This is a genomic window from Pedococcus sp. P2_E2 (assembly GCF_056403955.1).
This window is the reverse complement of the sequence record NZ_JBFUEM010000011.1, coordinates 1-13,392: the sequence shown is the minus strand read 5'-3', so window position 1 is coordinate 13,392 and position 13,392 is coordinate 1. Positions and strand designations below refer to the sequence as shown.

The following is a 13,392-nucleotide window of genomic DNA, read 5'->3' as shown; positions in this document are numbered from 1 at the left end:
GTCGTGCGCTGACCCGCGTTGACCACGCGGATGCAGCCGAAGTGCTTGCGCTCACTATTCATGTAGTGAATAGTGAGCGTCATGTCGACAGGTCACGTCATCCTCGGGCTGCTGCGCAGGGGGCAGCGGCACGGGTATGACCTGAAGCGAGAGCACGACCAGCGCTTCCCGCAGGCCAAACCCATCGCCTTCGGAGTGGTCTACTCGACGCTGGACCGGCTGCACCGCCGCGGGCTCGTCGAGCCACGCGGGGTGCAGCGGGTCGACGGGCCCGATCGGATGGTCTTCGAGATCACCGAAGCGGGATCCGAGGAGCTGCGGTCGTGGCTCGCATCGACCGATGAGCCGTCCGAGCACGTCGCCAACCCGTTCGAGCTCAAGGTGACGATCGCGCTGCTGCTCGGCGACGAGGCAGGGGCGTCGGCGTTCCTGCGGGCCCAGCGGTCCGCACACCTGGCCCGGATGCGGGCCTTCACGGCTGCCAAGTCGGCCCGGGACTCGTCGCTGCACGAGGTCCTGGCCGCCGACTACGCCCTCGCGCACCTGGATGCAGACCTGAAGTGGATGGACGCGGCACTCCAGCGCGTCGGCACTCTGAGAGAGGAAATCGGGGTATGAACAAGGGGACCGTGGTCAAGGCGCGAGGTCTGACGCTGGCCTACGGGCTGACGCCGGCGCTGCGGGGGATCGACCTGGACGTGCGGCACGGGGAGATCCTGGCGGTGACCGGGCCTTCGGGATCAGGGAAGTCGTCGCTCCTCCTGTGCCTGGCCGGTGTGCTGGCTCCCGATGCCGGCACGGTGGAGTTCGGCGAGCGGGTCATCAGTGCCGAGAGCGAGGCTGTCCGCTCCCGCCTGCGACGTGAGCAGTTCGGCGTGCTGTTCCAGTTCGGGCAGCTGGTCGAGGAGCTGCCTGCGGTCGAGAACGTGGCACTCCCGCTCCTGCTCGGCGGGATGAAGCGGGCCGAGGCGTTCGACCGGGCGCAGTCCTGGTTGCACCGGTTCGGCGTCGGGGACCAGGCCGACCACCGGCCCGGGCAGATGTCGGGCGGGCAAGCCCAACGGGTGGCCGTGGCCAGGGCCATGGTCACCGAGCCGGCTGTCCTCTTCGCCGACGAACCGACCGGGGCCCTCGACTCGATGGCTGCCGAGCAGGTCATGACTGCCATTGCCGAGACCGCGCGGGAGACGGGCACCACCGTCGTGCTGGTCTCGCACGAGGCTCGTGTCGCGGCTTACGGCGACCGTGACATCGAGGTGCGCGACGGCCGGCTCTCCGGCGGCCTCGGCGTCAACGGTGCGGTGCTTGGTTCCGCGGCGTCGGCGTCGGCTTCGGCCTCGAGCCCGCGGGCCGGCTCATGACCCTCCTCCAGGCCTTGAGGTTCGCGCTGACGGGTGGGCGCGTCGACCGGCTGCGCCTCGCGATCACGGCGCTCGGCGCCGCCTTCACCGCCTTCATCCTGCTCACTGCGGCAGTTGTGGTGTCGGTCCCGGAAGGGCGGGCTTACCGCGTCGAGGTGCTCAACGACTCCGGACTGCACGCAGGGGTCGTCACCGCGCTCGTCCTCCTCAGCCTGCCTGCGTTCGTGCTCACCGGCCTCGGGGTGCGCGTCGGGTCACCCCGGCGGGACCGGCGCCTCGCGGCGTTCCGCCTGGCGGGTATGACGCCCGGCGAGGCCCGTCGCGTGGTCTCGTGGGAGACGGGGATCGCTGCGGCAGGGGGCTCGGCCCTCGCTGCTTCGGCCTTCCTGGTGGCCAGGTTGGTGCTCCGTGCCCCGAAGCCGTTCACCGCATCGGTCCGGGGCCCGGATGGTTCTCCTCGGCAGGTGCTCGTGGCCCCCGGTCCGGCCCTGCCGGTGGACGTCTGGCCGCACTGGTGGGCCGCCGCGATCTCGCTGCTCCTCGTGCCGGTCGGGGCCGTGCTGCTCAGCCGCCTGGCGCTACGTCGGGTCGCGCTGACGCCGTTCGGTGTCGTCCGCCAGGTCCGACGTCGCCCACCCGCAGCTCTCCCCGTCGTGGCGCTGGTCCTTGCCTCTGCGGCCTTCGCAGCCTGGCCGAGCATCCTCGGGCGGCTGGAGCTGCTGGAGCACCGGTCGCTGTCCACGTGGCCGCCGATGGTCCTGGTCGTCGTCATCCTGGTCGCTCTGCTGTTCGGCAGCGCGTCCGTGTCACACCTGCTCGGCCGGGTGCTGGCCGCGCGCCCGACTTCCGTCGCCGCACTGATCGCGGCGCGGCGGATGGTGGCCGACCCGTGGTCTGCGAGCCGGGCGACGGCCAGTGTGATCCTGGCGGTGCTCTTCGGCGCGGGTGCCGCCGCCTTCACGATGGAGGCAAACCTGCAGCGACCGGACACAGCCTTCTTCGCGAGCACGTTCGACGTCATCTCCGTCGTTGTCGGGGTCGCGCTGCTGCTCGGGGCCGCCGGCCTGCTGGTGATCCAGCTGGAGTCGATGATGCTGCGTCGCAGGGCGCTCGCGGCACTGGCCGTTGCCGGTGTGCCACGGTCGATGCTCGTCCGCGCCCACCTCATCGAGACGCTGCTGCCCGTGGTGCCCATGGTCGTGCTGGCTGCGGCGGTCGGGACCGTGGCGATGCGCGGTTTCACCGGCGGCGGGCGCCTCGAGGTCGCGAACGACGACTCGGGCAACTGGGACCTCGGCACCCACTTCGTGCCGATCCCCGTGGCGTGGGCCGACCTGGCCATGTTCGTCGGTGGCGCGGTGGGAGCCGTGCTGGTCGCCACGCTGGTGGGCGCCGCCACGATTGGCTCGTCGATGCACGCCAGGGAGCTGCGCGCCACCACCTGAGGGCTCGCCGCGACCTGGGCTCCGCGGCATACGATGCGGGAAGAGGGGTGGCGCAGAGCGAGGTGGCCCATGGCGGATCGGTTCGCCGAACCCCCCAGCTTCGACGAGTACGTCGTGGCCCGGGGCGCCGACCTGCTGCGGACCGCGTGGCTGCTGGTTGGCGACGAGAGGGGCGCCGAGTCCCTCGTCCGCGCCACGCTCGCGCGCAGCTGGCCGCAGTGGCACCACCTGTCCGAGGTAGGTGCAGGGTCCTACGACGCCGAGCTGCGCAAGTCACTGATGGCGAGCTACCTGCGGCCGCAGCTGCGTCGTCGCAGTCACGACGAGCCCGAGGGTTCCGCGGGGCCGCGAAACGCAGCTTCGCCCCCACCCACGAAGGCGGCCGTGCTCGCCGCCCTCGCCGGGTTGTCCCGTCGTGAACGCGCGACGCTCGTGCTGTGGTCCTTCGACGGCCTCAGCGAGGCCCAGATCGCCGATGCCCTCGACGACGGCGTCGCCGCGGTGCACCGCCACCGCCTGCACGCCATGGCGACCGTCGGCGCGCTCCTCGCCCTCGACGAGGAGGGTCTGCGTGCCCTCCTGGCAGGCCTGCCGCCGCAGGACCCGTCGATCAACGGGCTCCTCCAACCGCCGAGGTCGTATGCCGGGTGGCTGCGTGGTGCGCGCGGGTGGGCGTTCGCCGTGGCCGGCCTGGCGGTGGTGGCCCTTGTCGGGGGAGTCGTCTCGCGAGGTGGCGACGGTGGGCTCCCGACTCCGCCGACGCCACCACCGGCGGCCCTGAGCTGCCGGACGACCTTCGGTCCGCCGACCCCGCCCGTCGTGCGCAGCCAGCCGCTCAGCATCACCGTCGCGGCCGTGCTCGTCTGCGCCCAGACCGACGAGGGGTCCGTCTGGGCAGGCTCACTGCCGCCCGATGCCCCGGTCAGCATTCCGCTCGCCGTCGACGCACTGACCCTGCAGCCGCGCACCAGCGGAGCCGAGTGCGCGGACCTGCCTCAGGGGCCAGCCTTCCGGATGGTGTTGCAGGGCAAGGACGGCATCATGACGACCTACGCCAACGAAGGTCTCGCCTGCAACGGCTGGCCGGCCCTGGCGAGCTACTACGTCGCGCTGGCGGAGCAGTCGGCCGAGGAAGGACCGGGGCCCGGCGACACCGGCGCCGTCTTCCTCGGGTGCCCGTCGATCTTGGGGAGGACCCGCTCGGCGCCGGGCGTCGCCCCACCGAGCCTGCCGCGGGGGACCGTGCTGAAGGCGGCCACTGCCTGCCTGCACCCACGACCGATGCTCACGAAGGTCCCTCGGTACCGCGGGATCCGGGGCAACGTCATGGGCGGCCCACAGCTCGCGCAGCTCAACGCCGACCTGGCCAAGGCCGGGTCGAGCGCGGTCCCCGGCAGCTCCTGCTCGGCTGGGAGCTCGCTGTTCGTGGTGCGAGTCATGACCGACGATGGCCGCGTCGTCGAGCTCAGCAGCGTCTGCGCCGACCGGTTCACCGTCGACTGGAAGGCGAAGGACTCCTGGCCGGTCAGCGCCCAGACCCGCGACATGCTGCGAGCCCTGCTCGTCGTCGCCGACTGAGCCCCCTGATCAGGCGTCGCTGACCACGGTCAGCTGCTGACCGGCATACCCGACGGTCTGTCCGGGGCGCACCTGGGCGCCGCGACGAACCTCCACCTCGCCGTCGACGGTGACCTCACCGAGCTCGATGACCGACCGCGCCATGGCGCCGTCGTCGACGACGCCGGCGAGCTTGAGCAGCTGCCCGAGCCGAATGGACTCGTCACGGATGGGGACTTCCACGGGGCTGCTCACGCAGCCGAGTGTAGGTCGCTCAGCTGGCGGCGGGGACGGCGTGGCCGGCGTAGTACGCCTCGCGCTCGTCCTCGGTCATCGCACCCCAGACGCCGTAGGGCTCCCGGACCCGCAGGGCGTGCTCCCGGCACTGCTTGAGGACCGGGCAGGCCAGGCAGACTTCCTTGGCCTGGGTGTCGCGGGAGCGGCGCGCCGGTCCGCGTTCACCTTCGGGGTGGAAGAAGACCTCTGGGTTGATCTGGCGACACGAACCGTCGAGCTGCCATTCCCACAGGTCAGCAACCGGTCCTGGAAGCCGTGACAACTCAGCCATGTCGTCCCTCTTCTCCCTGCGGCACGGTGCCGCACGTCTCGGACGCTACCGCCCTCTGACCTGCGGAAACAGGGTTGGAACGTAAGGACTTGTTCAAGGCCGCGCACCCAGACGGGGGCTGTCCCGAATGCTGGACGGTGCCGCGGCAGGGCCTCGGCAGCCGGTCGGCAGCGCGTCGCGAGCGCGTCGCCGGCCCGTCGTCAGCCCGTCGTCGACCCGCCATCGGCCGCTTCCGGAGGTCCGTCCGGGGGTGGGGTCGGCGCCCGTTACGATTGGGCAATGAGCCTTGGTGTGGACCTCGATGACATTCGGCGCCTGCAGGAGTCCGCTCCCGCCCCAGCCCCGGACCCCGCCGTCGATCCCGCTCCCGAGCTCGAGGAGCACGACCCGTTCGGCAAGCTGGGCCTGACCTACGACGACGTCCTGCTCCTGCCCGGCGAGACCGACGTGATCCCGTCCGAGGTCGACACCACCGCACGACTCACCCGCGAGATCTCGCTGCGCACCCCGCTGATCTCCAGCGCGATGGACACCGTGACCGAGTCGCGGATGGCCATCGCCATGGCCCGGCAGGGTGGCCTGGGCGTGCTGCACCGCAACCTCTCGATCGAGGACCAGGCCTACCAGGTCGACCTCGTGAAGCGGACCCAGACGGGGATGATCAGCAACCCCATCACGATCGGCCCCGACGCCACCCTCGAGGAGCTCGACCGGATCTGCGGCGAGTACCGCGTCTCCGGCCTGCCGGTCGTCGCCCCCGACAACTCCCTGCTCGGGATGATCACCAACCGCGACCTGCGGTTCACCCCCGTCGCCGAATGGGCCACCACCCGCGTCCGCGACGTCATGACCCCGATGCCGCTGGTGACGGGCGCGGTCGGCATCTCCCGCGCCGACGCCACGGCCCTGCTGCGCCAGCACAAGCGCGAGCGGCTGCCCCTCGTCGACGACCAGGGCCGGCTCGCGGGGCTGATCACCGTCAAGGACTTCGTGAAGTCCGAGCAGTTCCCCGACGCCAGCAAGGACGACCATGGACGCCTCATGGTCGGCGCTGCCGTCGGCTACTTCGGCGACTCGTGGGAGCGGGCGACCACCCTGATGGAGGCCGGTGTCGACGTCCTCGTCGTCGACACCGCCCACGGGCACGCCCGCCTCCTGCTCGACATGATCCGCCGGCTCAAGGCCGACCCCGCCACCGCGCACGTCCAGGTCATCGGCGGCAACGTCGCCACGCGCGCCGGCGCCCAGGCGCTGGTGGACGCCGGCGTCGACGCGGTCAAGGTAGGCGTCGGACCCGGCTCGATCTGCACCACGCGCGTCGTCGCCGGAGTGGGCGTCCCGCAGGTCACGGCCATCCACGACGCGTCCCTGGCCTGTCGCCGGGCCGGCGTACCGGTCATCGGCGACGGTGGCCTCCAGTACTCCGGAGACATCGCCAAGGCGCTCGTCGCCGGTGCCGACACGGTCATGCTGGGTTCGCTGCTGGCCGGGTGCGAGGAGAGCCCCGGTGAGCTGATCTTCGTCAACGGCAAGCAGTTCAAGTCCTACCGCGGCATGGGTTCGCTGGGCGCGATGTCCTCCCGCGGCAAGAAGTCCTACTCCAAGGACCGCTACTTCCAGGCCGACGTCACCAGCGACGACAAGATCGTCCCCGAGGGCATCGAGGGCCAGGTCGCCTATCGCGGCCCCGTCTCCGGCGTCGTCCACCAGCTGGTCGGTGGTCTGCACCAGTCGATGTTCTACGTCGGCGCGCACACCGTCCCCGAGCTCCAGGCCCGTGGCAAGTTCGTGCGCATCACCTCGGCGGGTCTCAAGGAGAGCCACCCGCACGACATCCAGATGACCGTGGAAGCCCCCAACTACAGCGGTCGCTGACGCGCCCGAGCTGACCAAGCCCGAGGTATGCCGGGTGGCGGCCACCCGGCACACGTCTCCTACGCGTTCTGGTCGATCCGCGGGCGCGGGGGTCGACCTAGCGTGGTCGTGCCCTCGATGCGCGGGGGCACCGGGCCCGGAGGTGGACCATGCGCACATCCCACCGGCGACTCCTGACCGCGATGTCCGCGGTCGCCCTCGCCTCGACCGCTCTGACCGGCACCGCTGTGGGTGCCACCCAGCGCACCCAAGCCGCCACGACCGGTGAGCTGAGCGCGATCTGCCACGACCTGTGGGACGGCGTGTTCGCCGCTCCGAGCAGTGAACCGCTGGCCGCGTGCCAGTGGGACATGGCCCTGATCGGCGCCAACGGCGCCACCCGGGCGCTGGCGGACGGCTCCGGCGTGCGCGTCGGCGTCATCGACTCGGGGATCGACTTCCGCCACCCCGACATCACGCCCAACCTGGACCTGGCCTCGTCCTGCTCCTTCATCCGCAGCGACGACCCCGCCATCCTCGCCGGGCTGGCGAGCGTCTCGGAGGCCGGCAACGGCGACTGCACCAACAAGGCCGCTGTCTATGACCGCTCAGGCCACGGCACGCACGTCGCTTCCGAGATCGCGGCACCCGTCAACGGCATCGGCATCGCCGGGATCGCGCCGAAGGCCACCATCGTCGCGCTCAAGGCCTGCACGATGCCGGGCTACTGCTTCGCGTACGCCGTGGCCGATGCCCTGAGGGCTGCCGGCGACCTGCGCCTCGACGTGGTGAACCTGAGCCTGTTCGCCGACCCGTACCTCTACTACTGCGGCAACGACGCGCAACAGCGGGCACTCGCGGCTGACATCTCCTCGGCTGCGCGCTACGCCCGCCAGCGGGGTGTTCTCATCGTGGCCGCGAACGGCAACGAGGAGGCCGACCTCAGGCACCCGATCCTCGACGTCATCAGTCCTGACGGGCCCGACGACACCCCGATCGAGCGGGTCGTCCACAACAGCTGCCGGGTGCTGCCGGCTGAGCTGCCTGGTGCGGTCACGGTCTCGGCTACCGGCCCGGTCGGCTACCCCGGTTACACGATGAACATCGCGGGCTACTCCAGCGTCGGCGGCGACGTCGCGGCACCGGGTGGGGACTACTTCTCCGCCACCGGAACCGTTCAGGACGCGATCCTGGGTGCCGTTCCGCCTGACAGTGACATCTGGGCGGGCTTCGACCCCCTCGAGGCGGTTTTCCCCGGGATCACCGTCATCGACCAGGGGGCGACCTACGTGTACCTCAACGGCACCTCCATGGCGGCACCGCACGCGACGGGCGTCGCAGCGCTGCTCATCCAGCGCCACCCGGGCTGGTCGCCGAGCGCCGTCATGGCAGCCCTGGAGCGCGGCGCGACACCGATGGCCTGCCCTGCGGACTGGGAGCCGCTTGGGCCGTCCGACGAACGGCTCAGGTGCTACGGCGGCTCCGACGGGTGGACCTCCTTCTTCGGTCACGGCCTGGTGAGCGCCTCCGGAGCAGCCGGTTCGTAGAACGGTCGTCTCACGCGCCCGTGCGGGGCGGGCATACGCAATCTGGGTGAGTCGCGGGGCGCGTGGGCGACCTAGGGTGACGACACGAGCGCTACAGCGTTCAGGCAGGGGGATCGCCAAGGACGTCGTTGCAACCGGCCGGACACGGTCCGCTGTGACGATAAAGGGCGTCCCGTCGCCGGCCGCCCCCTCACTCGGCGACGGGACGTCAAGCGCGCACGCGTGCCGGACCGAGGGGGTGCGGTGCCAAGACCCCGCGCGGACGGTGTCGCACCGTGCATCGCGGCTCCCGATAGCCTTGCGCGGTGACTGAGATCGAGATCGGCCGAGGCAAGCGGGGCCGTCGGGCCTACTCCTTCGACGACATCGCCGTCGTGCCCTCGCGGCGCACCCGAGACCCGGAGGACGTGTCCGTCGGCTGGCAGATCGATGCCTACCACTTCGACATCCCGGTCATCGCGGCGCCGATGGACTCGGTGATGTCCCCCGACTCCGCCATCGCGCTCGGCAAGCTGGGCGGCCTGCCGGTGTTGGACCTCGAGGGCCTCTGGACCCGCTACGAGGACCCGACGCCGCTGCTCGCCGAGATCGCCACGCTCGACCCCGCCTTGGCGACCGCGCGGATGCAGGAGATCTACTCGGCCGAGATCCAGCCGGAGCTGATCACCGAGCGGTTGCGCCAGGTGCGCGAGGCCGGAGTGACCGCCGCGGGTGCGCTCAGCCCGCAGCGCACCCAGCAGTTCTGGAAGACCGTCATCGACGCGGGGGTCGACCTGTTCGTCATCCGCGGCACGACCGTCAGTGCCGAGCACGTCTCCGGTCGCGCCGAACCCCTCAACCTCAAGCGGTTCATCTACGAGCTCGACGTCCCCGTCATCGTCGGCGGGGCCGCTTCCTACACCGCAGCGCTGCACCTCATGCGCACCGGCGCGGCAGGCGTGCTCGTGGGCTTCGGCGGTGGAGCCGCGCACACCACGCGACGCACCCTCGGCATCCACGCACCGATGGCGAGCGCGATCGCCGACGTGGCTGCGGCCCGCCGCGACTACCTCGACGAGTCGGGCGGCCGCTACGTCCACGTCATCGCCGACGGCGGCATGGGCGACAGCGGCGACATCGTCAAGGCCGTGGCCTGCGGTGCCGACGCCGTCATGCTGGGAGCCGCGCTCGCGCGCGCCACCGACGCTCCTGGTCGCGGGCACCACTGGGGATCCGAGGCGCACCACCCGGAGCTGCCGCGTGGCGAGCGGGTCGAGGTCGGCGCCCTGGCGCCCCTGGAGCAGATCCTGTTCGGCCCGGGACGCACCGCCGACGGCAAGACCAACCTCATCGGGGCGTTGCGACGGGCCATGGCCACGACGGGGTACTCCGACCTCAAGGAGTTCCAGCGGGTCGAGGTCGTGGTCGCGCCCTACCAGCGCAGCTGACCACCCGGATGTGGGCAAGGTCGCCAACTTACTGCTGGTAACAAAGGGTTGCCGGACCTAGGCTGCGTGCATGGCTCCGGACCTGATCGCCGACCCCGAGACCGACCCCACCGCGACGTATGCCGTGGACCCGGCGCACGCCCGACGGCTCGCTCGCCGGGTGGTCGCGGCCCCCCGAGCTGCGCAGTTCGTGAGCCACACGCCGCTGACCGGGGCGCCCCTGGCGTCGCTGCCGGTGTCGACCCGGGAGGACGTCGTCGTCGCGGTCGACGCCGCACGGTCGGCGCAGCGTTCGTGGTCGCGCACGCCGATGGAGCTGCGTGAGCGGATCTTCCTGCGCTACCACGACCTCGTCCTCGAACGACAGGTCGAGCTGCTCGACATCGTCCAGCTCGAGTCGGGCAAGACCCGTCGCCAGGCGTTCGAAGAGGTCGCCGACGTCGCCCTGGTGGCGCGGCACTACGCCCGCTCCGCGGCGGCATACCTGCGCCCGCGCCGCCGTGCCGGGCTCTTCCCGGTGCTCACGCAGAGCACGGTCCACCACCACGCGCGGGGGGTCGTCGGCATCGTCAGCCCGTGGAACTACCCGCTCTCGCTCGCGATCACCGACGCCATCCCCGCGCTGATGGCCGGCAACGCCGTCGTCCTGCGCCCCGACCAGCAGGCCTCGCTCACGGCGCTCCGCGCGGTGCAGCTGCTGACGGAGGCGGGGCTGCCCGAGTCGGTCCTCCAGGTCGTCCTCGGCGACGGCCCCACCGTCGGGCAGGCGGTCGTCGACCTCACCGACTACGTCTGCTACACCGGCTCGACCGAGACCGGCCGAGCGGTCGCGACCTCCGTGGCGGGCCGTCTGGTCGGCTACTCGCTCGAGCTCGGCGGCAAGAACTCGATGTACGTCGCGGACGACGCCGACCTCGACAAGGCGGTGGAGGGTGCGGTCCGTGCCTGCTTCTCCTCGGCTGGGCAGCTGTGCATCTCGATCGAGCGACTCCTCGTGCACGAGTCGGTGGCCGACGAGTTCACCCGCAGGTTCGTGGCGGCGGTTGGGCAGATGCGGCTGGGGGCGGAGCTCGCCTATGGCACCGACATGGGTTCGCTCGTCTCGGCGCAACAGCTCGAGCGGGTGGCCGCCCACGTCGACGACGCCCGATCCAAGGGGGCTCGGGTGCTTGCCGGCGGCCGGGCTCGCCCCGACCTCGGCCCGTACTTCTACGAGCCCACCGTGATCGAGGGCGTCACCGCCGCGATGCTGCTGCGCGACGACGAGACGTTCGGTCCGGTCGTGTCGATCTATCGGGTGCACAGCGACGAGGAGGCGATCCGGCTGGCCAACGACACCGACTACGGCCTCAACGCCGCCGTCTTCACCCGCGACGTGGCGCGGGGTCGCCGCATCGCCACCGCCATCCAGGCCGGCACCGTCAACATCAACGAGGGGTATGCCGCGGCCTGGGGGAGCATCGCGTCCCCGATGGGTGGGATGAAGCAGTCCGGCGTGGGTCGCCGTCACGGCAGCGAGGGCATCCTCAAGTACACCGAGTCGCAGAACGTCACGGCTCAGTACGTCCTGCCGATCGCACCGGTCGCAGGCATGGGCGAGGAGACCTACGCCCGGCTGATGACGAGTGCGCTCACGGTGCTCAAGGCATTGGGTCGTCGATGAGGCTGGGTCGTCGGTGACCCCGAGCGCGCCTGACCGCGACTACGACGTCGTGGTCGTCGGGTCCGGTTTCGGTGGCTCGGTCGCCGCGCTGCGGCTGGCCGAGAAGGGCTACCGGGTCCACGTCATCGAGTCCGGCCGTCGCTTCCGCGACGAGGACCTTCCGAAGACGTCGTGGGACCTGCGCCGCTATCTGTGGGTGCCGCGCCTCAAGTGTTTCGGCGTGCAGCGGGTCCACCGCCTTCCCGACGTCATGATCCTCGCCGGGGCCGGGGTGGGTGGTGGCTCGCTCAACTACGCCAACACCCTCTACGTGCCGCCCGCGTCGTTCTTCGAGGACCGCCAGTGGGGCGACATCACCGACTGGAAGTCCGAGCTGTCCCCCCACTACGACACCGCCTCGACGATGCTCGGCGCCGTCACCAACCCGTGTGAGGGCGTCGTCGAGGACGTCATGCGCCGGACCGCCGACGACCTCGGCGTCGGCGGCACGTTCCGCAAGACCCCCACAGGGGTGTTCTACGGCATGCCCGGCACACGTGTGCCCGACCCCTACTTCGGCGGCGCCGGCCCTGACCGCACCGGGTGCACCGAGTGCGGCAACTGCATGGTCGGCTGTCGCGTCGGTGCCAAGAACACCCTCGTGAAGAACTACCTTGCCCTGGCCGAGACGCTCGGCGTGACCATCGAGCCGATGCGCACGGTCGTCCGTGTCGCCCCGCGGCGCGGCGGCGGGTATGCCGTGACGCACGAGGCGAGCGGCGCCTGGTTCCGGCGCGCCCGGCATACCGTCACTGCGGACCAGGTGGTGTTCGCGGCGGGGACGTGGGGCACCCAGAAGCTGCTGCACTCCATGCGCCAGACGGGGGTGCTGCCGCGGTTGTCCGCCAGGCTCGGCCACCTGACCCGCACCAACTCCGAGGCGATCAACGGTGTCACGATGCACCGCGTGAAAGAGGGGATGGAGCTCAGCCGGGGCGTGGCGATCACGACGTCGTTCCATCCGGACGCCGACACCCACGTGGAGAACTGTCGGTACGGTCCGGGCTCAAACGCGGTCGGTCTCGTGGCCACCCTGCTCGTGCCCGGGGGCTCGCTGCCGAGGCCCGTGATGTTCCTGCGCGAGGTGGCCCGCCACCCAGCCGTCTTCGTGCGCTCGCTGTCACAGCACCGGTGGAGTGAGCGCACCATCATCGGGCTGGTCATGCAGAGCCGCGACAACTCCCTGCAGGTGACGGGCGTGCGCGGCAGGTTCGGTGGACGGACGCTGACCTCGCGACAGGGGCACGGTGAGCCGAACCCGACCTATATCCCTGCCGGGCACGACGCCATGAAGGCCCTGGCGCGCAGGCTGAGGGAGGCGACCGGCGTCCCGACCTATCCCACCGGCGGCCTGAGCGAGATCGCAGACATCCCTCTGACGGCGCACTTCCTCGGCGGCGTCACCATCGGTTCGACCCCCGAGCGCGGGGTCGTCGACCCCTACCAGCGGGTCTGGGGCTACCCGCAGCTGCACGTGGTCGACGGGTCAGCGGTGTCGGCGAACCTGGGGGTCAACCCCTCCCTGACCATCACCGCGCAGGCCGAGCGTGCGATGTCGCTGTGGCCCAACAAGGGCGAGACCGACCCGCGACCGGCGCAGGGTGAGGCCTACCACCCTCTCGAAGCCGTGAAGGCCGCCAACCCCGCCGTCACCCGCTACACCCACGACAGCGCGAAGGTCTGACCGCAGGTGCGGCCGGCCGACACCGGCTGTCCGACGCGACTCACCGGCTCTGGTTGAGCCACTCTGGGGACCAAAGACGGCGGGCGACACAAACCCCTGCCTTGTGCCGACCACCGTCCCAGGTGGTGTGGCTGGAGACGAGCCGGGGGGTGGGTCTCCAGCCACACCACCCAGACAACGACCCCGCTGAGCAGGGGTTACGCGGTAGTTGGAAGATTTCTGCGAGGCCCGGTCGAGAGTGCACGAC

General features: G+C 71.1%; 11 protein-coding genes. 9 read left to right on the top strand and 2 right to left on the bottom strand.

Annotated elements, in window-relative coordinates; all coding sequences use genetic code 11:
• The first annotated feature begins 81 nt into the window (after window positions 1-81).
• From AC1DWR_RS18950 to AC1DWR_RS18935, 4 genes are all read left to right on the top strand, one after another.
• On the top strand, window positions 82-618 hold the full coding sequence (locus tag AC1DWR_RS18950; RefSeq protein WP_477614768.1) for a PadR family transcriptional regulator: 537 nt from the start codon (window positions 82-84) through the stop codon (window positions 616-618).
• Window positions 615-1,361: an ABC transporter ATP-binding protein gene (locus AC1DWR_RS18945; protein ID WP_477614769.1), complete on the top strand. Its 747-nt coding sequence runs from the start codon at window positions 615-617 to the stop codon at window positions 1,359-1,361. The genes AC1DWR_RS18950 and AC1DWR_RS18945 overlap by 4 nt, the downstream gene beginning before the upstream one ends.
• Window positions 1,358-2,806: an FtsX-like permease family protein gene (locus AC1DWR_RS18940; protein WP_477624967.1), complete on the top strand. Its 1,449-nt coding sequence runs from the start codon at window positions 1,358-1,360 to the stop codon at window positions 2,804-2,806. Before AC1DWR_RS18945 ends, AC1DWR_RS18940 begins: the two co-directional genes overlap by 4 nt.
• Window positions 2,807-2,875: 69 nt before the next feature.
• A complete protein-coding gene (locus AC1DWR_RS18935; protein WP_477614771.1) occupies window positions 2,876-4,384 on the top strand; it encodes an RNA polymerase sigma factor in 1,509 nt (502 codons plus the stop codon).
• 9 nt (window positions 4,385-4,393) lie between these two features.
• Here AC1DWR_RS18935 and AC1DWR_RS18930 read toward each other — a convergent pair whose 3' ends face one another.
• Both AC1DWR_RS18930 and AC1DWR_RS18925 read right to left on the bottom strand, forming a co-directional pair.
• Window positions 4,394-4,618, bottom strand: coding sequence for an RNA-binding S4 domain-containing protein (locus AC1DWR_RS18930; protein ID WP_477614772.1), 225 nt, complete (start codon window positions 4,616-4,618; stop codon window positions 4,394-4,396).
• 19 nt (window positions 4,619-4,637) lie between these two features.
• Window positions 4,638-4,931 (bottom strand): WhiB family transcriptional regulator, encoded by a 294-nt coding sequence (locus AC1DWR_RS18925; RefSeq protein WP_477614773.1) that lies wholly within the window; start codon window positions 4,929-4,931, stop codon window positions 4,638-4,640.
• A gap of 279 nt (window positions 4,932-5,210) precedes the next feature.
• On the opposite strand from AC1DWR_RS18925, the gene guaB reads away from it, so the two are divergent.
• From guaB to AC1DWR_RS18900, 5 genes are all read left to right on the top strand, one after another.
• A complete protein-coding gene (gene guaB, locus AC1DWR_RS18920; RefSeq protein WP_477614774.1) occupies window positions 5,211-6,806 on the top strand; it encodes an IMP dehydrogenase in 1,596 nt (531 codons plus the stop codon).
• Between the two features lie 149 nt (window positions 6,807-6,955).
• Window positions 6,956-8,332 carry a S8 family peptidase gene (locus AC1DWR_RS18915; protein WP_477614775.1) on the top strand — a complete coding sequence of 459 codons (1,377 nt, stop codon included), beginning with the start codon at window positions 6,956-6,958 and terminating at the stop codon, window positions 8,330-8,332.
• Window positions 8,333-8,637: 305 nt separating this feature from the next.
• A complete protein-coding gene (locus AC1DWR_RS18910) occupies window positions 8,638-9,759 on the top strand; it encodes a GuaB3 family IMP dehydrogenase-related protein (RefSeq protein ID WP_477614776.1) in 1,122 nt (373 codons plus the stop codon).
• A gap of 70 nt (window positions 9,760-9,829) precedes the next feature.
• Window positions 9,830-11,422, top strand: coding sequence for a succinic semialdehyde dehydrogenase (locus tag AC1DWR_RS18905; protein ID WP_477614777.1), 1,593 nt, complete (start codon window positions 9,830-9,832; stop codon window positions 11,420-11,422).
• 13 nt (window positions 11,423-11,435) lie between these two features.
• Window positions 11,436-13,145 carry a GMC oxidoreductase gene (locus AC1DWR_RS18900; RefSeq protein WP_477614778.1) on the top strand — a complete coding sequence of 570 codons (1,710 nt, stop codon included), beginning with the start codon at window positions 11,436-11,438 and terminating at the stop codon, window positions 13,143-13,145.
• Window positions 13,146-13,392 lie beyond the last annotated feature (247 nt).